The organism is Vibrio cidicii, assembly GCF_009665415.1.
GTDB classification, from domain to species: Bacteria; Pseudomonadota; Gammaproteobacteria; order Enterobacterales; family Vibrionaceae; genus Vibrio; species Vibrio cidicii.
Map to the genome: position 1 here is coordinate 1,260,950 of NZ_CP035922.1, position 18,706 is coordinate 1,279,655.

The 18,706-nt window shown below is 48.8% G+C and carries 17 protein-coding genes; 13 read left to right on the forward strand and 4 right to left on the reverse strand.

Going from position 1 to position 18,706, the window contains the following annotated elements; all coding sequences use genetic code 11:
* Positions 1-2 precede the first annotated feature (2 nt).
* A complete protein-coding gene (locus EWA64_RS21115) occupies positions 3-812 on the reverse strand; it encodes a phosphate/phosphite/phosphonate ABC transporter substrate-binding protein (protein WP_052074272.1) in 810 nt (269 codons plus the stop codon).
* Between the two features lie 278 nt (positions 813-1,090).
* Here EWA64_RS21115 and EWA64_RS21120 point away from each other — a divergent pair, with 278 nt between their 5' ends.
* From EWA64_RS21120 to EWA64_RS21155, 8 genes are all read left to right on the forward strand, one after another.
* Positions 1,091-2,158: an ABC transporter substrate-binding protein gene (locus tag EWA64_RS21120; RefSeq protein WP_061894307.1), complete on the forward strand. Its 1,068-nt coding sequence runs from the start codon at positions 1,091-1,093 to the stop codon at positions 2,156-2,158.
* A gap of 13 nt (positions 2,159-2,171) precedes the next feature.
* A complete protein-coding gene (locus EWA64_RS21125; protein WP_061894306.1) occupies positions 2,172-2,978 on the forward strand; it encodes an alkaline phosphatase family protein in 807 nt (268 codons plus the stop codon).
* A complete protein-coding gene (locus EWA64_RS21130) occupies positions 2,975-3,877 on the forward strand; it encodes an ABC transporter permease (RefSeq protein WP_061894305.1) in 903 nt (300 codons plus the stop codon). The genes EWA64_RS21125 and EWA64_RS21130 overlap by 4 nt, the downstream gene beginning before the upstream one ends.
* The gene (locus EWA64_RS21135; RefSeq protein WP_061894304.1) at positions 3,864-4,652 is read left to right on the forward strand and encodes an ABC transporter permease; all 789 of its coding nucleotides are present in this window, start codon (positions 3,864-3,866) and stop codon (positions 4,650-4,652) included. Before EWA64_RS21130 ends, EWA64_RS21135 begins: the two co-directional genes overlap by 14 nt.
* Positions 4,649-5,668, forward strand: coding sequence for an ABC transporter ATP-binding protein (locus EWA64_RS21140; protein WP_061894303.1), 1,020 nt, complete (start codon positions 4,649-4,651; stop codon positions 5,666-5,668). The genes EWA64_RS21135 and EWA64_RS21140 overlap by 4 nt, the downstream gene beginning before the upstream one ends.
* Before the next feature lies 1 nt (position 5,669).
* A complete protein-coding gene (locus tag EWA64_RS21145; RefSeq protein ID WP_061894302.1) occupies positions 5,670-6,329 on the forward strand; it encodes an HAD family hydrolase in 660 nt (219 codons plus the stop codon).
* A gap of 145 nt (positions 6,330-6,474) precedes the next feature.
* A complete protein-coding gene (locus EWA64_RS21150; RefSeq protein WP_061894301.1) occupies positions 6,475-6,915 on the forward strand; it encodes a PTS sugar transporter subunit IIA in 441 nt (146 codons plus the stop codon).
* Between the two features lie 11 nt (positions 6,916-6,926).
* A complete protein-coding gene (locus tag EWA64_RS21155) occupies positions 6,927-8,330 on the forward strand; it encodes a PTS fructose transporter subunit IIBC (protein ID WP_061894300.1) in 1,404 nt (467 codons plus the stop codon).
* A gap of 72 nt (positions 8,331-8,402) precedes the next feature.
* On the opposite strand, the gene EWA64_RS21160 is transcribed toward EWA64_RS21155, so the two are convergent.
* Positions 8,403-10,268 carry a PTS fructose transporter subunit IIBC gene (locus EWA64_RS21160; RefSeq protein ID WP_061894299.1) on the reverse strand — a complete coding sequence of 622 codons (1,866 nt, stop codon included), beginning with the start codon at positions 10,266-10,268 and terminating at the stop codon, positions 8,403-8,405.
* Between the two features lie 241 nt (positions 10,269-10,509).
* On the opposite strand from EWA64_RS21160, the gene EWA64_RS21165 reads away from it, so the two are divergent.
* On the forward strand, positions 10,510-10,809 hold the full coding sequence (locus tag EWA64_RS21165; protein ID WP_061894298.1) for a PTS fructose transporter subunit IIB: 300 nt from the start codon (positions 10,510-10,512) through the stop codon (positions 10,807-10,809).
* An 8-nt stretch (positions 10,810-10,817) separates the two neighbouring features.
* A complete protein-coding gene (locus EWA64_RS21170; RefSeq protein ID WP_061894297.1) occupies positions 10,818-11,597 on the forward strand; it encodes a PTS sugar transporter subunit IIA in 780 nt (259 codons plus the stop codon).
* Here EWA64_RS21170 and EWA64_RS21175 read toward each other — a convergent pair.
* Entirely contained in the window at positions 11,589-12,428 is an 840-nt protein-coding gene (locus EWA64_RS21175; RefSeq protein WP_061894296.1) for a helix-turn-helix transcriptional regulator, read from the reverse strand. The genes EWA64_RS21170 and EWA64_RS21175 overlap by 9 nt on opposite strands.
* Before the next feature lie 416 nt (positions 12,429-12,844).
* On the opposite strand from EWA64_RS21175, the gene EWA64_RS21180 reads away from it, so the two are divergent.
* A complete protein-coding gene (locus EWA64_RS21180) occupies positions 12,845-14,746 on the forward strand; it encodes a PTS fructose transporter subunit IIABC (protein WP_369435840.1) in 1,902 nt (633 codons plus the stop codon).
* A 109-nt stretch (positions 14,747-14,855) separates the two neighbouring features.
* Positions 14,856-16,073 carry a mannose-6-phosphate isomerase, class I gene (gene manA / locus EWA64_RS21185; RefSeq protein WP_061894294.1) on the forward strand — a complete coding sequence of 406 codons (1,218 nt, stop codon included), beginning with the start codon at positions 14,856-14,858 and terminating at the stop codon, positions 16,071-16,073.
* Between the two features lie 80 nt (positions 16,074-16,153).
* Here manA and EWA64_RS21190 read toward each other — a convergent pair whose 3' ends face one another.
* Positions 16,154-17,278 carry a helix-turn-helix transcriptional regulator gene (locus EWA64_RS21190; RefSeq protein ID WP_061894293.1) on the reverse strand — a complete coding sequence of 375 codons (1,125 nt, stop codon included), beginning with the start codon at positions 17,276-17,278 and terminating at the stop codon, positions 16,154-16,156.
* 197 nt (positions 17,279-17,475) lie between these two features.
* On the opposite strand from EWA64_RS21190, the gene EWA64_RS21195 reads away from it, so the two are divergent.
* A complete protein-coding gene (locus EWA64_RS21195) occupies positions 17,476-18,672 on the forward strand; it encodes an adhesin (RefSeq protein WP_244881449.1) in 1,197 nt (398 codons plus the stop codon).
* Positions 18,673-18,706 lie beyond the last annotated feature (34 nt).

Genomic DNA, 18,706 nt, shown 5'->3' on the forward strand with positions numbered 1-18,706 from the left:
TTCTAGTTCATTAAGTGTTCTAAAGAGGTGATATTGAGGGCGCGGACATCGTCCCAATCTTCATCTTTTGCGGCGGCGATACCGCTGAAATTGATCGCCTTTAACAGCATGGCGCCCTCTTCTGTATCGGCCAATTCAATAAGCGCGGTTTGAATCTGCTGCACAACCTCTATCGATAAATTCGGATGATAGGCAAACGCGTGGGGAGTGTAAGCATCACTTCGCCACAGTACCGCTAGCTGCTCTCGCACTTCTGGCTGAATATTATTTAATGTTCTCTCTATTCCACCACCCGCCTCAACCACTCCCCTGGCCACATTAAGATAAACAGAATCATGTGAAGAGACATACATAGGTTTCACTTTAATGCCGCGTTGTTCTAGCGCCGCTTTAGGCAGAACACTGGCTGCGAACGCCGCTGGCGAAGGAAAAGCCACCATCTTGCCATTCAGCTCACTGATGTTATCCAGCGCACTGCCCTTTTGCACCACGATCAAACCTCGAATCATTTTGTCTTTCTGTTTAGCAAATGCCTTGTAACCGGGCGTTTGATGAAAAACGGTGTAGTGGTAAGGGTTCATGTAAGCGATGTCAAACTCACCCCTTAGCAGCTGTTTTTCAAATTCGGGAATGTCTTTAGTGGTACGAAACACAATCTCATGGCCTGTCGATTCTGAAACCGCTCGTAATATCGGCCCCCAGCGCTTCGCTAACGTGGTTGCCGATTGCTGAGGAACAATGCCAAAGGTAATTTCTTCAGCACCAATGGAAAACGGCAAGAGAACACACATTAAAAGGGGCTTAACATTCATCGACAAGATCCACTTTCTACCTGATTTATTTATTAAATGTAGGATATCTATGAGGAATATCTATCTTCAATACTGGTATTGTTAGACTGATCAAGCAAAAAGATGTCGATGGATTTCCCAATGACATTTCAACGCGCCGTATCGATACCTCCTTTCCTCTCAGCCTCTTAGCGCAACCGAAACGACACAAAACTGTCAAACAACTTGCGCTAAATCGTCACACTCCCTCCCTAGGATAAAAAACGAACTTACTGACCTAGTCCAAAAGGATGGAGACAATGAAAACTTTGCTTAGTCGTTCTACGGCGGTATCGGTTACGCTGATCGCCGCTTCGCTATCGACGCACGTCATGGCAAAACAAGCGGATTTGCAATCTCTGATTGAAGCCGCACAAAAAGAAGGGGCGGTGTACAGTGTCGGGATGCCAGACAGTTGGGCCAACTGGAAAGGCACTTGGACAGACTTAAAAACGAACTATGGCTTGAAACATCAAGACACTGACATGAGCTCGGCGCAAGAGATCGCCAAGTTCGAAGCAGAGAAGAAAAACGCCACCGCAGATATCGGTGATGTCGGTTTTGCTTTTGCTCGTGTTGCGGTCAAAAAGGGCGTCACTCAGCCCTACAAACCGACCACTTGGAACGACATTCCGAATTGGGCGAAAGACAAAGAGGGCCACTGGGCTCTGGCCTACACTGGCACAATCTCTTTTATTTCCAACAATAACTTGGTGAAGAATGCCCCTAAATCTTGGGATGATATCCTAAAAGGGGATTACAAAGTGACGGTTGGTGATGTCGGTGTTGCAGCGCAAGCCAATAACGCGGTGTTAGCAGCGGCGTTTGCCAACGGCGGTGACGAAAGTAACCTCAAACCAGCACTGGACTTCTTCGCTAAGCTGGCTAAACAGGGGCGTTTATCGTTTACCGACCCAAGCATTGCCAACCTTGAAAAAGGCGAAGTGGAAGTGGCCATTTTGTGGGACTTCAACGCGCTCAACTACCGTGACCAAATTGACCGCACACGCTTTAGCGTAAACATTCCACAAGACGGTTCGGTTATTTCTGGCTACACCACCATCATCAACAAGTACGCAAAAAACCCGAATGCAGCCAAGTTGGCACGTGAGTACATCTTCAGTGATCAGGGCCAGATCAACCTTGCCGAAGGCTACGCACGCCCTATTCGCAGTAACGTCACTCTACCAAGATCGGTGCAAGATAAACTGATTGCGAATGACCAGTACAGCAACGTGCACCCGGTAAAAGATTTCAATGCGTGGGAAAAATCGGCGCGTAAACTGCCGCGTCAATGGCAAGAAAGCGTTCTGATCCACCAACAATAAGAGGCCATTTTTCATGAACAGCAAAGTGATCTTGGTTGTTCTAGATGGACTCAACTATCAGGTAGCCCAAGACTGCATGGGCTACCTGAATGGCCTGATAGAACAGCAACGCGCAACGCTTTATAAACTGCACTGTGAACTCCCGTCACTCTCTCGCCCGCTCTACGAGTGCTTACTTACTGGCGTTCGGCCTGTCGACAGCGGTATCGTGCATAACCAGATTGTGCGCCTTTCGCAGCAGGAATCGATTTTCAGCTTGGCGAAAAATCAGGGCAAAGTCACCGCAGCGGCGGCTTATCACTGGGTCAGTGAACTGTACAATCGCGCTCCCTATGATGCTGTGCGCGATCGCTTCACCCACGATGACAGCCTCAACATCCAGCACGGCTGTTTTTATCATTGGGATCACTACCCTGATGAAGCTTTGTTTCTCGATGGCGACTATCTACGCCGCCGCTATCAGCCCGACTTCTTGCTGATCCATCCAATGAACATTGACGACATGGGCCACAAACATGGTTTAGATTCACGCCAATACCGTAACAGTGCACGCATGGCCGACGGCTATTTGTCTCATTATCTCGATACTTGGCTTACCGCCGGCTATCAAGTCCTCATCACGAGCGATCACGGTATGAACAACGACCTCTCCCACGGCGGCATTTTGCGCGAGGAGCGTGAAGTTCCTTTATTTGTACTTGGCGAGCACTTTAGCCACCGCGAGTGTGACATCCAACAAACCGAGCTTTGTGGTGCCGTCTGCCAGTTACTTGGCCTTGATCACCAAAAACCTTATCCTCAGGCACTATTAGCACTATGAGCAGTTCTGTTATTCCTCAGAGTAAATCCGCCACCAAGCACGCCACGCTTCGCCGATTTTCTCGTTTTAAACCCGCATTATGGTTGGCGCCATTTGCACTGTTTTTTTATCTGTTCCAACTGGCCCCGATGGTTTGGGTGCTTTGCAACAGCTTTATTTACGAAGAAAGCCTCTCGTTAGAGAACTATGTTGAAATTCTTGATTCGGCGTTCATGCGTCAAGCCTTTACTAACAGTATCTGGTTGGGGTTTTGGTCTAGCCTGATTGGTTTAGCCATCGCCACTCTTCTGGTTTCCTCGCTGCGCCGAGTCAATAGTGTGCTACGCGATGGTGTGATCGCCTTTACCAATATGAGCAGTAACTTTGCTGGTGTGCCGCTCTCCTTCGCTTTCATCATTATTCTCGGCACCAACGGCGCGCTCACTTTGTTGCTGAAACAATATGGCTTGCTGGGCGAGTTTGACTTGTACGGCAAATGGGGATTGCTGGCGATTTACATCTACTTTCAGATCCCCCTTGCGACCTTACTGCTCTACCCCGCATTCGACGCACTGAGCGACGATTGGCAGGCCGCCGCCGCTCTGCTGGGAGCAAAAACTTGGCAATATTGGCTCAAAATAGCGCTGCCGGTCCTGTCACCTGCGCTGCTGGGCACTTTCATTATTCTGATCGCCAACGCGATTGGTGCCTACGCCAGCGTTTATGCGCTCACCTCCGGTAATTACAATTTGATCACCATCCGCATCGCTAGCTTAGTGTCGGGCGATCTGTTTCTTGAGCCCAATCTCGCGGCGGCCATTTCAGTGCTCGTGATGGTGCTTTTAGCGCTGATTACCGTCATCAACCAGTGGTTGATCAGCAAAAGTTACCTAGGGAGAAAGCAAGATGCACAAGCATAAGCGCACTTTTGACCAAGCCGTGGTCACCACTGTGGTCGGTTTGATGCTGATCCCGATTGTCGCGACTTTAGTGTACTCGCTTTCATCACGCTGGGGAGCGACCATTTTGCCGGACGGATTTACCTTGGACTGGTACATTAAGCTGCTCAGCGATCAGCGTTTTCTCGATGCTTTTAGCCGTTCGCTCTTTATCTGTCTCTCAGCACTACTATTAAGTGTGGTGTTAGTGTTGCCCGCGATTTTCGTGGTGTTCTACTACTTTCCTAAACTCGACAAGGTGATGAATATACTCATCTTACTGCCTTTTGCTGTGCCTCCGGTGGTCTCTTCGGTCGGTCTTTTGCAGCTCTATGCAGACAGCGAGATTGCACTGGTTGGCACGCCTTGGATTTTAGTGGGCACTTACTTCACCATTGCACTGCCTTTTATGTATCGCGCCATTGCCAACAATTTCGCCGCTATCCATCTGCGCGATCTGATGGACGCCGCTCACCTGCTCGGTGCAAGCACCACGCAAGCGTTTTTGCTGGTGGTGTTGCCGAATCTCAAGAAGGGGTTGATGGCTTCGCTGTTTCTTTCTTTTTCATTCCTGCTGGGGGAATTTGTCTTTGCCAATATTTTGGTGGGCACCCGCTATGAAACCTTGCAGATCTATCTGTACAACATGCGCCAGACTAGCGGCCACTTTACCTCCGCGCTGGTGATGACCTATTTCCTATTTATCTTTTTACTGACTTGGCTCGCCAGTCGTTTTAGCCGAGGAACTCACTCATGAGCTACGTTACCGCCAATCAACTCACCAAATATTTTGCCGATAACAAGGTGTTTGAAAACATTCAGTTTCAGATTGAACAAGGCGAGTTTGTCACTCTGCTTGGCCCTAGTGGTTGTGGCAAATCGACTCTGTTGCGCAGCCTGGCTGGCTTAGAAAGCCTGGATGATGGCGAGATCTGGGTCAACGGAGAAAACATCTCTCAGCAAACACCGCAGCAGCGTGGTATCGGCATGGTGTTTCAATCCTATGCGCTGTTTCCCAACTTGACCGTGGCCGGTAATATCGCCTTTGGACTGAAAATGCAGAAGATGCCGGCTGATGCTATCCAACGTGAAGTGGCAAAAGTGATTGAGCTGGTGGAACTCAATGGCAAAGAGCAGCACTACCCGCATCAACTCTCTGGTGGACAGCGTCAACGCGTAGCACTGGCGCGCGCCTTGGTGGTAAAACCCCGCATTCTGTTACTCGATGAGCCGCTTTCTGCGCTGGATGCCAAAATCCGTAAACACTTGCGTCAGCAGATCCGCGATATTCAGAAAGAGATGAACCTGACCACTATCTTTGTCACTCACGATCAAGAAGAGGCGATGATCCTCTCAGACCGCATTTTCCTGATGAATAAAGGTGAGATAGTGCAGGCAGGCACGCCGGAAGCGATTTACACCCATCCGGTCAATGAGTTTGTCGCCGGATTTATGGGCCACTACAATCTGGTTGATGCGAGCCAAGCAAAACGTCTGTTTAATCTCGACACCGAATGGAAAGTGGCGATTCGCCCTGAGTCGATTTATGTTAGAGAGCCCGGCCGACAGTACGGCCAACACATTTCTGCGCCGCAAACTGGGGTGATTAAAAGTCACCAGTTGCTCGGCAATGTGATCCGCTATCAGGTGAACGTCAATCAGTGTGAGCTCACGGTCGATTTGCTCAATCGCTCATCAGAACGGCTACTGGCCAGCGGCAGCCAACTGGAACTGCTGTTCAACCTTAACGAAATTCAACCAGTGAGAGCTTAAAATGGCCAACCCTTTGTACGTATTTGACCTCGACAAGACCTTGATCAATGGTGATTGTGCCATGATATGGAACGCCTTTCTGGCAGAAAAAGGCATTGCCACCGACGCCAATTTTGTCCAAGAGGATCAAAGGCTTATGGCGCTCTACGACCAAGGCAAAATGAACATGGCAGATTATCTCGCCTTCACCATCGCCCCGCTCACCCACTTGCCGATCGAAGAAGTTCACGCATTAGCCGCAGAGTGTGTCGAACGCGACATCTTGCCCAAGCAGTTCTCACAAGCTAAAACGCTGATCGCCCAGTTACAGCGAGAAGGCATCGACATGCTCATCATCTCTGCATCCGTCTCTTTTTTGGTGAAAGCGGTCGCACAACGTTTAGGGATTAAACAAGCCATCGGTATCGACTTACAACTCAACGGCGATCGCTACAGCACACAAATCAGCGGCATACCCAGCTATCGAGAAGGTAAGGTGACACGTTTAAAGGAGTGGCTTAAAACAGAAAATAGAAGTGATGTGACGATCCACTTCTACACCGATTCAATCAACGATCTCCCTTTATGCCAATACGCAGACGTCACGTATCTAGTCAATCCTTGTCCGCAATTGGAAGCTTACAGTGCACAGACCAAGTGGACAAAACTCAAGTGGTACTAATCATAAGAATAGTGTTGATATTGAACCCCATCACACTTAATTCGGTGTGATACAAAAGTATAGCGACTGAATTATTTTTGCTATTTCTCTTACCTAAAGAATAAACTAATTTTAGCTCATCCGTTATTTACGTCATGAGCTAAAAATGATCACAGAACTCACCAATGCCAATTTAATTAAAGGCAATCTCCAAGCGAACAATAAAAAAGAAGTTTTTGCAGAACTGGCACAAATGCTATTTGAAAATAACCGAGTCAGTAGCAAAGAGGCGTTTTTAACCGACATCGAAGCACGTGAAGCATTAAGCGTCACTTCAATGGACGGCATCGCTTATCCGCACGCAAAAAGCAAAGCAGTAATAGAGCCTGCTATCGCCGTTGGCGTAAAGCGCGAAGGCATCGAGTATGGCGACGAAGAGGGCGTAAAACCGACCGTATTCTTCATGATTGCTTCACCCGATAACGGCGCAGACCATCATATTTATGTTCTTCAAGAATTATTCGGAAAATTTAGCGAAGAGTTTATTGAAGATATTCATAACGCAAAAGACGAACATCAAACTCTTAATATTTTAATTCAATCATAAGGCGTGAAATTATGAGTACCCTAACCGCTCAAGCTACCAATAACAGTAGCGATTTCAAAAAACTCCTCAGTACCATGAAAGGTCACCTTTTATTTGGTACATCTCATATGCTGCCATTTATTGTTGCTGGCGGTGTATTATTGGCACTTGCTGTGATGGCTTCCGGTAAAGGTGCCGTTCCTGCAGATGGCTTCCTAGCGGATATTTCCAATATCGGTATTAAAGGCCTGGTGCTGTTCCCTATTATTTTGGGTGGTTTCATCGGTTATTCCATTGCAGACAAACCAGCTCTTGCGCCAGCCATGATCTCTTCTGGCATCATGGCGGACATGGGCGGCGGCTTCCTTGGTTGTATCGTTGCGGGCTTCATTGCCGGTGGAGTGGTATTCCAACTTAAGAAAATCCCGCTTTCTGCCAACATGACGGCGCTCGGCGCGTATTTTATCTACCCTCTACTCGGTACGCTTATCTCTGCAGGCATCGTTCTATGGGGTATCGGTGAGCCAATCAAGATCTTCATGGCATCTATGAACGAGTTCCTAGCTTCTATGGCGGGCGCTTCTAAAGTGGTTCTAGGTACGATTCTTGGTGGTATGACGGCATTCGATATGGGCGGCCCTATCAACAAAGTCGCAACGCTATTTGCTCAAACTCAAGTGGACACTCAACCATGGCTAATGGGTGGTGTGGGCATCGCAATCTGTACACCTCCTCTAGGTATGGCACTAGCAACATTCCTATTCAAGAAGAAGTTCACTAAGCAAGAACAAGAAGCAGGTAAAGCAGCAGCAATCATGGGCTCTATCGGTATCTCTGAAGGTGCTATCCCATTCGCAGCAAACGACCCTGTACGCGTTCTTCCTTCAATCGTTGCTGGTGGTATCGTTGGCTGTGTGTTTGGCTTCCTAACAGACGTTCTACTACACGCACCATGGGGCGGCCTAATCACAGCGCCTGTATCAAGCAACATCCCAATGTACGTGGTGGGTATCGCACTAGGCTCACTAACAACCGCAGTGATCGTTGGCTTCTGGAAACCAATCGCGGAAGAAGAAGCAGAAGACGAAATCGCAGAAGCAGCACCAACGCAAGCTCAAGCGGCTCCAGCAGCAGGCGAAGGCGAGTACGACATCGTCGCTGTCACCTGTTGCCCATCTGGCGTAGCACACACCTTCATGGCAGCGAAAGCGCTAGAGAAAGCCGGTGCAGCAGCGGGAATCAAGATCAAAGTAGAAACTCAAGGTCAAAACGGTATCCAGAACCGCATCACTGACCTAGATGTCGCAAACGCAAAACTGGTGATTCTTGCTCACGATATCCAAGTGAAAGACGCACACCGCTTTACCAACGCGAAAATCATCGAATGTTCGACCAAGGAGGCGATGAAAAAAGCCGCCGAACTTATCCAAGCTTAACCCTTAAGCTCCTCCCCCAGAGCCCTTTCCCCCAAGGGCTCTTTTTATTTCATAGTGCTGTGATTCAGAACTTTATCGCTTCATCTGCATCAATGCTGCGGCATTTAAAATCGCGTCTTTGGTGGTGACGTCGATAACCTTGATGTGCTTGAAACGCTCGGGTTCTTTGATGGCGACGTCGTGGGCAAAGATCACAAACTTAGCCCTTTGAACATCTTTAGCGGTAATTCGATTAATGATGCCGTTGGCACCTTGTGTTTCCACTTTGATTTTCACCCCGAGTAGGCATGCCGCCTTTTCCAACGATTTCGCCGCCAAGAAAGTATGCGCCACACCAGAAGGGCACGAAGTGACGGCAAGAATATCGGCTTGGCCTTCCCCTACCACCGAAGAATATGCCAGTGTATCGCCTGGCGAATTCTCGTCTTCATTGACGGTTTTCTTCAGAGCAATCGCTATCAGGGCTGTGGTCATAGCACCGGCAAGCGTGCCAACAATATAGCCCACTTTTCCATCGACAACAGGAAGTACAATCCAGCCGCCCCAAGGCGCATGATTGAGTACTTGGAAGAGAAAACCAATCACATTGCCGACAATACCGCCAGCAACAATCGCCGGCAGCACACGTGCGGGATCCGCCGCGGCAAATGGAATCGCCCCTTCACTGATACCAATCATGCCCATAATGCCGGCCGCTTTACCCGCTTCACGCTCATCACGCTTGAATTTGCTTGGTGACAACAGCGTGGCCAGCGCCATCCCCAATGGTGGGGTACAAATTGCAATGCCGACTCCGCCCATCAACCAAGGTTGGGTGTTCACTTGCGTTTGGGCAAACAGCGTGGCGACTTTGTTGATAGGCCCGCCCATGTCAAATGCGGTCATCGCCCCCAACACCGCGCCTAAAGCAACTTTGCCAGAATCGGCCATCGAGGCCAGAAATTGATTGAGCCACAACATGCTGCTGGCGATAGGAGAACCAATCACCCACATGATCGCCCCACAGGTAATAAACGTTCCGAGCAGAGGATAGATAAAAATAGAGCCGAGCGAGCTCATGCTGTCGGGAAGCTCGATCTTTTTCAGCTGACGCACCACAAAGCCCGCCCAAAAGCCCACAATGATCGCGCCTAAAAAGCCCGTATGGTATTGATTGACCGCAATCCAAGTGCCAATCATCCCCGGCGCTAAACCCGGTTTGTCTGCCATGGAATAGGCAATGTAGCCGCCGAGCACCACGGTAAACAAAGTCAGGCCAGCAATGCCCATTTGCGCGATGTCCGCCAATACTCCCTGCTCTGGCACCGCGCCATGGCCAGAGATCATCACAGAAAGCGACAATAGCACCCCGCCCGCGACAATAAACGGCATCATATGAGAGGTGCCAAACAGCAAATGCTCCTTAATACGCGCGACGCGTTGTGCCATTGGGCTAAGCGGCTGATGAACAAACTCACCCATGCCATGCTCTTGCAGGGTATCGACGCCGTTGTGACCCACAAACAACGCTCGCGCCTGATCGATATCTTCCGCGGCTTTGAGCTTCTCGACAAAACCCTCTTCAATCAATTTACTGGAGATTTGTGCCAACACTTCAATGTGGTGATGATCTTCGCCATCGGGGGAGGCGAGCATAAAAAACACATCGGAAAGCTGACCATCTTCTGCTCCGTAATCAATCCCTTGGCGGCTGATCCCCACCACCACAGCAGGTAAGGCAACGGCGTGACTTTTGGCGTGGGGAATGGCAATCCCCTCTTCAAAACCGGTATTGCCAATTTCTTCTCTTAGCCAAATATCTTTTAAAAATTGCTGTTTATCGGTCAATTTCCCTGCTTTATCCAGCATCTCCACCAATTCGATCAGCACGTCTTCTTTGCTGTTGGCTTTCAGATCTAAGCAGATGACTTCGGGTTCGATCAGGTTGGTCATATCCACGATGGCTTTACCTTGCGTTGTCCATACTATCCATACTCACTCATTGAGGCGTGTATTGGTTCGCGCACGCGCGCGTAGGCTAGAGTAACCAGCCAAGCGGTTTCAAAACATAGGACGAAAGATGCAATGACTGGATTTTTGTAACATCAAAAGCGAACTGTGAACTGGGTCTGCTGTGAAAAAGCCGCATTTGCCTTACGCTGTGCTAATATCCTGCCAAACGTTACCACGAGATAATCCGATGAAAGTTGTTGCGGTCACCGCTTGCCCAACGGGCATTGCCCACACCTACATGGCGGCCGATGCATTAACCAAAGCCGCACCAAAGTACAATGTGCAGATCAAAGTTGAAACCCAAGGTGCGATGGGGATCGAAAACCAACTGATGCCTTATGATGTGGCCCATGCAGATAAGGTATTGATTGTCTCGGATATCGAAATCGAACAGCCAGGACGTTTTGAAGGCATGAACGTGGTGAAACTCTCCATCGAAGATGTGCTGCTCAACGTCGACAAAGTGTTTCTTATCCACTGCCGCTAAACACCAGCATGATGCATGAATATCAAGTCACCTTCTTGGTGAACGATGTTAACGCCAGTGCCCATGTGGCCCAACCATTGTCTCGTGTTGCGCGAAAGTTCAAAAGCACCCTGCGCATCATCAATATCACGCAAAATCGTAGCGCAGAACTCGCAAAATCACTCGCGGTGCTGCAAGTAGGCTTACAAGAAGGGGATTTTTGCCAAATCACCGCCATTGGCATTGATGCCGAACTCGCCTGCTTTGTGGTTAAAGACATGCTGTCGGATCACTTCACCGTGGTCGGTTCAAAGATCAACTATGAGTTCTCCAGCCATCTGGCCGAACGTCTAGCGCAAATTTGTCCACCAGCCGAGGTCAAATGGCACTATGCCAAAGCGCACACCGAACTCACCAAATTCGAGTGTTTGAAAGGGTTAGCGCAACTGATTTACCCCGTTTCGCCCGATGAGCTGATTTTGGCGTTTATCAAGCGAGAAGAGCGCTCTTCCACCTGCGTAGCCCCCGGCATCGCGATTCCTCATGTGATGTTTGAAGGCATTGAACACATTGCTGTGGCGGTGATCAAAAACGACGAATCGATGGATTGGGCTTCCAAAATGGGCGACGTGCATTTAGCCATTGCTTTGGTGATGCCGAGCAAGCCCAATCGAGAACAGATCATCGCTGCGACCAATTTAACGCGCAATTTACTGTGTGATCAGATGGTTGAGCGTCTACTGTTGACTCGCAGCGGCGTTGATCTGCAAGCGCTGCTGATGTACGCCATGTCACGCCTGCTAAATTGAGGCGCGGTAATCGCTTGGTGTGCGCCCCGTGCGATTTTTAAACACGCGGCAGAAGTAGTTCACATCCTTAAACCCGCAGCGCAGCGCCACTTCACTGAGCTTAAAGTTATACTTTTTGAGCATAAACTTGGCGCGATCCACCCTTACCCAAGTGATGTAGTCAGCTAACGTCATATGCCCTTGCTGGCGAAACAGTCGCGATAAATGATTGGCGGAGATGCTAAAACGCGATGCAATGCTTTCACGGGTAATTGGCCGATGGAAGTTCTCTTGGATATAAATGCAGATCCCTTGATAGAGATCTTGCACGCGGTTATGCGACTGCTCAGTAGGGGCATTCAACATCGTCTGGGTGTATTGCAATAGAGCTTGCAGCAACAGCTCATCCATCGGCTTTTTGTGATTTTCACGCGCCAATGAGCTCAGAGCTTCTAAGATGTTGTCGATGGCAAAGCCTGAACGGGTTTGGATGCTGTGTTTTTGGATATCGTAAAAGTTGGCTTCGTCTTTGCGTTTACTCACCAAACTGAGCCCCAACTGACGACGCCCAAACAACATGCTCAGCACCGAGCAATCGGTATCCCAGTTCGGCTTATTCCAGCAGTTCGAAGGAATAAAAATCGCATCACCCGCTTTGGCGACAATTTTGCTTACTTTGCGATCGTGACTTTCCATTTCATTAATGTATTCCCCATCCAAGACTAACTCCAAACGGGGAAAGTTAACCTGATAGCTAAATTCCGGTGGCGTATGAAAATCGCCAGCGAACCAAATGTGATGAAAGGACTCACGTTCATTTAGTACCGATGAAATCAAATCATCAAAAATCATCTCTAGGCTCTCATCGCATTATTCAATTCGTAACAGCGTAAGGTATACAACGATTCTTACCATGGCTCATTGAACAAAATCACACTCCCGCCAAAATGATACAAAAATCCAGTCACAGCACCAATTCTCTAGTGTTCTTTTTCTTATTTAAAAACAACAAACATACTTTAAATTAATGAAATAACTGCAATTTAACTTTAATGGTGAGAATTTTAGAGGCAAAGGCAGTCACCAAATCTCATAGCGATCCAAATCACATTCAACCCATACTGATACAATTATCCAGTAAATGTACCATTTCTTCACTACTCGCTCGATCCGCAAAATTAAACAATATCTCTGACAAATACCCAGGTCACTTGGCGCAGCTGCGTGAGGCCAGCGCGGGATAAAAAAGACAAAACACAGAGGTTTCTATGATCAACCAACTGATTAATGCCCATTTAATTCAGCTTGATCTGCAAGCAAATAACAAACAAGCCGTTTTTGAGGAGCTGATTGATATCCTGCATTCGCAAGGACGTATTTCAGATAAAGCGGCCTTCCTACAAGACATCCAAGCGCGTGAAGAACTAGGCAACACCGGATTTGAAGACGGCGTCGCAATCCCTCATGCGAAAAGTGCCGCCGTTACCCAACCTGCCGTCGCCATTGGCGTGAGCAAACAGGGCATTGAGTACGGCGCAGAAGACGGTTTGCCTTCCAAACTCTTTTTCATGATCGCGTCACCCGATGGAGGCGATAACCACCATATTGAAGTGTTGGCTGAACTCTCTTCCAAGCTGATCGAAGAAGGCTTCATCGATGCATTTCTCAATGCCGAAAACGCCGAGCAAGCACTGCAACTATTGCTGAAAAAGGCCGAACCTGCTCCAGACACTCCTCCATCGGAGAGCAAAGGGTTGATCATTGGTGTGACGGGTTGTCCTGCAGGCATCGCCCACACTTACCTCGCGGCGGAAGCACTGGAAAAAGGCGCGGCGGCGTTGGGCTACGAAATCAAAGTGGAAACCAACGGCTCGATTGGAGTGAAAAACAGCCCAACCGCAGAAGAAATTGCACGTGCAGAGGCGATCGTTGTGGCGTGCGATAAGCAAGTCGACATGGCGCGCTTTGCCGGTAAACGTGTCGTCAAAACCAACGTCAAAGCACCCATTCGCGACGCTCAGAAGCTGATTAACGAAGCGTTAAACGCGCCAAGCTACCAAGCCGAAAGCACCAGCACGCAGTCGGTGGCGAACAAAGCGTCCCAAGCGCGCTCTGATCTCTATCGTTTCTTGATGAACGGCGTATCTCACATGATCCCATTCGTGGTCACCGGGGGGCTTCTGATTGCCTTAGCCCTTGCGGTCGGTGGCGAGCCAACCGAAGCCGGCATGGCGATCCCTCCAGGCAGTATGTGGAACCAAATTCTAGAAGTGGGCGTGGTCGCCTTCACGTTGATGATCCCGATTTTGGCAGGTTACATTGCCTACGCGATCGCAGACCGACCAGCACTGGCTCCGGGTTTAATCGGTGGTTGGATTGCTAACAACGGTTCTTTCTACGGCGCTGAAGCAGGAACAGGCTTTATTGGTGCCATCATCGCAGGCTTGCTTGTTGGCTACTTCGTTAAGTGGATCACCTCAATCAACTACCACAAGTTTATTCAACCACTTGTTCCGATCATGATCGCACCTATCACCGCATCGCTTTTCATTGCTGGTCTGTTCATCTTCGTCATCGGTGCACCCATCGCCAGCCTAATGGACGGTTTAACCGCACTGCTCACCAGCATGAGTACAGGTAACGTGATTCTACTGGGCATTGTGCTGGGTGGTATGGCCGGCTTTGACATGGGTGGCCCATTCAACAAAGTGGCGTTCTTGTTCTCTGTCGGCATGATTGCCAGTGGCCAAACCCAATTTATGGGTGCGATGGCGTGTGCCATTCCGGTTGCACCACTTGGCATGGCGCTCGCCACCGCGATGGGTCGCAAGTTCGATTTGTTTGAATCGTCAGAAATTGAAGCGGGCAAAGCGGCAGGTGCAATGGGCTTAGTCGGTATCTCGGAAGGGGCGATTCCATTTGCGGCGCAAGATCCGATGTCGGTGATTCCTGCCAACGTATTGGGCTCTATGGTTGCAGCGGTAATGGCGTTTTCTTTCGACATCACTAACAGCGTGGCGCACGGTGGCCCTGTTGTAGCGCTACTTGGCGCGATGAACTACCCGTTATTGGCGCTAATTTGCATGGCTTCAGGCGCTGCGGTTACAGCAATCACTTGTGTGACGCTGAAGAAAATCCGCGCACAAAAGCTGGCGGCCGCAACCGCCTAACTTCCCTCTCTTTCCACCGTATGGCTTGGGCGCACGCTCAAGCCATCTTTCCGATGGTGACTTTTCTAAAGGTCACTTTTTAAAGGTAACTTTTCTGAAGGCAAGAAAGATGTCTGAGATCCTAGCTTCGCAAGCAACCCTGCCGCTGGCGGTGTTCTTCCCGATGACCAACCCGATACAAAACTATGCGTGGGGCAGCAAAACCGCCATGCAGCAACTGTTCGCGATCGAAAATCCAACCAATGAACCCCAAGCCGAGTTATGGATGGGGGCGCATCCCAATGGTTGTTCATGTGTCACGATGGCAGGCCAACCAGTTAAATTGTCTGACTTTATTGCGCAAAATCCATCGCTAGTTTTAGGTGAGCAGACCGCCGCACAGTTTGGTGAGCTGCCTTATCTATTTAAAATTCTCGCCGCTGAAAATGCGCTGTCGATTCAGGTGCATCCCAACAAGCAGCAAGCAGAATTAGGCTTTGCCCGAGAAGAGCAGCAAGGTATTGCGTTGACCGCATCCAACCGCAATTACAAAGACCCAAACCACAAGCCAGAGCTGGTTTACGCACTAACAGAATACCAAGCGATGAACGGTTTTCGCTCTACTGGCGAAATTCTCAATGTCTTTGCCGAGCTGGCCATTGACGAACTGAGCCCATTTGTTGATGCCCTCTCAAGTAACCCAACAGAACAAGGGTTGAGTGACTTTTTCTCCGGCTTACTTTCATTGCAAGGTGAAACGAAAAACAACGCCGTAGCGGCTTTGATCCACCAAGCAAAGCAGATTGATTTGCCGCTCTTTGCCTTGATTGTTGAATTGGAAAAGCAGTATCCCAACGACATCGGCCTCTTCGCACCATTGATGCTCAATGTGATTACCTTACAACCGGGTGAAGCGATGTTCTTGCAAGCCGAGACGCCGCACGCCTATTTGCATGGCACGGGCTTAGAAATCATGGCCAACTCCGACAACGTGTTGCGCGCGGGTTTAACGCCAAAATACATGGATATTGATGAGTTGGTGGCATGCACTCAATTCAAACACAAGCCGTTGGAACAACTGCGCCTTGAGCCAAACCTGAGTGATGGCAGTCTGCACTACCCCATTCCTGTCGACGACTTTAAATTTGCCATTTTACCGCCCGCAGAGAAGCTGACGATCAACGTAGCCAGCGCGGAAATCTTGCTGCCTTTGGATGGCATTCTCGAACTCAGCCACGCTAATGGCGAACGTTGTTTAATCCAAAAGGGCGAATCGGTTTTCATCCCCGCTTACAGTGAACAGTACACCATCACCAGCCAAGGCCGAGTCGCAAGAGCGTTTAGTTAAGCACATTCAAGGGGCGCACTTCGCCCCTATTTTAGATGCGAAACAGGGCTGGGTTACTGAACTCAGCTCACTTAAGCGCTCTAACTCAGAGTAAGACTCCGAATGACTTTAGCAACCAGTTCAGCCTGATTACGGGTTGCGGTCTTCGCTAAGCACGCTTTAATCTGCTGTCTAATGGTGTTGCTGGTTGCATCACGTAGCACGGCAATTTCATCAACCAAAGAGCCTGAACAAAGTAAACTGGTCACTTCCGCTTCCGCTAAGGTTAATGAAAACAAAGACATTATTTCTTGAGGATGAATTTTAAATCGGCTCGCGCAAGCTTGCACCATCACTAAACAACAAGCGACATTGTGTGGCCCAATCGGCGTCACGACTTGGTAAAACCAAGGCTTTAATGTCACTCGATAAACCATATGCGCATCCCAAGCATAAAAACGCTTATCAAACTCTGCGCCAAGGATAGCCGCGGATTGATTCAAACCGAGTCTAAATTGAGCATCTGTCTCCGCTAAAGCGAAGCTTAATCGGCGTGAAAAGAAAGCCGACGATTGAAACAACGTGCTGTCAGACAATAAGCGTTGAGCCGATGCATTTAAGTAACGCAGCTCTGCATGGTAGTCACAAACAAAAATGGCTTCAGGTAACACATCCAGTAACGCATGCTGTGCACCTGCCGCGTTGCTCTGCTGCATACGCAGTGACATCCCTAGAGCGTGATCAATATGAGGAAGAAACGCATTGGCCGCCGCCACCTGCTGCTGAGAATAGTAAGCCGTGTCAGGCCCTGACATAAACGCAATTTCGGTGATCAATTGGCTATCCGGTTTAGCGAGTAAACAGCCAATTGAATTTCTGATTGCCGCGGGCTTCGCAAAATCCGAGTAAATTTCGGAATCAACAAAATCCTTATCATTGCAAACCAAATGGCTAGCATGAAACTGGTTGGCATCATGTCGTGCCAATCCCTGCGTCCACAAATCTACTTTATAAAAATGCTCTTGATAGGTTTCAAAATGGCCTGATTCAAAGCCATGAGCAACAAATCGAGATGGCGAATGATCGACACTCGATCGGCTAGCAATAAATGCGTGCGAAGACCCTAATACTTCACTCAGGCGGACCAACACCTCTTGCCATAATTCTGGCTTCTCAATGGTGCTGTAAATCTGTTTTACAATATCCACCTTATCAACTTGACTCATATCCACCCATCAACCTAGAAGCCCTCAACTGCGCAAAAAGTATTAAATCCCCACTCCGCATTGTCAAATAAACGTGAAAAATGTTAATAGCATTACCCATATGGGTATTGTTGGGCAAAATTCTCGATGAAATACTCGGCTTCGATGACAAAACAAGGGTTGCCTTGCGCAAAATAATAAAATCGATTGGAGCACATATGAAAATACGACTACTAACAGGATGTGTAGCACTTGCTTTGGCAGGGTGCGGCGGCGGTAGCGATTCATCTACCCCGGCACCACAAAGCAAAACGGGGGTCTTTTTAGATAGTCCCGTCATAGGCATGAATTATCGCACCGCAACCATCAGCAACGGTATGACAACGGAAGACGGAAAATTCACCTATTTAGAAGGTGAAACGGTCACCTTTTACCTTGGCGATCTCACTTTTCCAGCCGTCAAAGCCGGTGGTCAAGTCACGCCAGCTGATATCGGTGGAGGGCTAGCCACCACCACCACGGTTAACATTTTACAATTGCTGCAAAGCTTGGACGATAACGGCGATCTCTCGGATGGCATCACCATTATCGATACCAGTAAGGATGCTTTTGTCGGCACAGGATTAGATCTCAGCAGTGATAGTTTTGACGCATCTGTTAGCGCCATTTTAACCAGCATAGGTAAAACCTTAGTCACCGAAGAAGCCGCTCAGACTCACTTTACCGATACCTTAAAAGGCCAATTGACCGGTAGTTGGTTATTTAGTGAAGGCGCAGGCAAGCGCAATGTACTCACCTTCTTCAACGACAACAACTACATCATTGTGCATGAACATTCAGACTTCGCTGACGATGGCGACCAAGCAGCAGGCTCGGCTGAATACGGTACTTATACCTACGATCCTGCCACCCAAATGTTGGCGCTTAACGTGATCAGAGAATCGGATAATTCCGGCGGATTAGCAGACAACTTTGGCTCAATCACTCTCGAAGCTCAGGCCACACAAACGACTCTAGACATCACTTTCGCTGATGAAGCTGGTGAACAGGTTCAATTTAGCAAAATTACCGACAGCAGCAATGCCATGGTGGGTGCTTGGTATTTGAGAGAAGATGACATCAGCAGCGATAACATCTTAACCATACTGCCGAATAATCAGTATGTGATCGTGCATACCAATAACCAAGAAGCCTACAATGGCGAAGCGGTTATGGCCACATCCGGTGAATTTGGTAACTTTAACCTCAATGGTGGTGTGTTCACCGTCACCAGCATCACTAGCGAAGCAGACGGTCCAGGCGGGTTACATGATAAAGGTAGTCCCATGTTTAGCGCGACTATCACGGTAACAGACAATGAAAGCCTCAACTTTACTAACTCAGATGAGAATTTCACCTTCAGCCGAATCAAGTAAGCTTCTGATACGACCAGCATAAAACCATGCCGTG

Coding starts and splice junctions, on each gene's coding strand:
- EWA64_RS21115 (WP_052074272.1), bottom strand. CDS start 812: ATGAATGTTAAGCCCCTTTTAATGTGTGTTCTCTTGCCGTTTTCCATT.
- EWA64_RS21120 (WP_061894307.1), top strand. CDS start 1,091: ATGAAAACTTTGCTTAGTCGTTCTACGGCGGTATCGGTTACGCTGATC.
- EWA64_RS21125 (WP_061894306.1), top strand. CDS start 2,172: ATGAACAGCAAAGTGATCTTGGTTGTTCTAGATGGACTCAACTATCAG.
- EWA64_RS21130 (WP_061894305.1), top strand. CDS start 2,975: ATGAGCAGTTCTGTTATTCCTCAGAGTAAATCCGCCACCAAGCACGCC.
- EWA64_RS21135 (WP_061894304.1), top strand. CDS start 3,864: ATGCACAAGCATAAGCGCACTTTTGACCAAGCCGTGGTCACCACTGTG.
- EWA64_RS21140 (WP_061894303.1), top strand. CDS start 4,649: ATGAGCTACGTTACCGCCAATCAACTCACCAAATATTTTGCCGATAAC.
- EWA64_RS21145 (WP_061894302.1), top strand. CDS start 5,670: ATGGCCAACCCTTTGTACGTATTTGACCTCGACAAGACCTTGATCAAT.
- EWA64_RS21150 (WP_061894301.1), top strand. CDS start 6,475: ATGATCACAGAACTCACCAATGCCAATTTAATTAAAGGCAATCTCCAA.
- EWA64_RS21155 (WP_061894300.1), top strand. CDS start 6,927: ATGAGTACCCTAACCGCTCAAGCTACCAATAACAGTAGCGATTTCAAA.
- EWA64_RS21165 (WP_061894298.1), top strand. CDS start 10,510: ATGAAAGTTGTTGCGGTCACCGCTTGCCCAACGGGCATTGCCCACACC.
- EWA64_RS21170 (WP_061894297.1), top strand. CDS start 10,818: ATGATGCATGAATATCAAGTCACCTTCTTGGTGAACGATGTTAACGCC.
- EWA64_RS21175 (WP_061894296.1), bottom strand. CDS start 12,428: ATGATTTTTGATGATTTGATTTCATCGGTACTAAATGAACGTGAGTCC.
- EWA64_RS21180 (WP_369435840.1), top strand. CDS start 12,845: ATGATCAACCAACTGATTAATGCCCATTTAATTCAGCTTGATCTGCAA.
- manA (WP_061894294.1), top strand. CDS start 14,856: ATGTCTGAGATCCTAGCTTCGCAAGCAACCCTGCCGCTGGCGGTGTTC.
- EWA64_RS21190 (WP_061894293.1), bottom strand. CDS start 17,278: ATGAGTCAAGTTGATAAGGTGGATATTGTAAAACAGATTTACAGCACC.
- EWA64_RS21195 (WP_244881449.1), top strand. CDS start 17,476: ATGAAAATACGACTACTAACAGGATGTGTAGCACTTGCTTTGGCAGGG.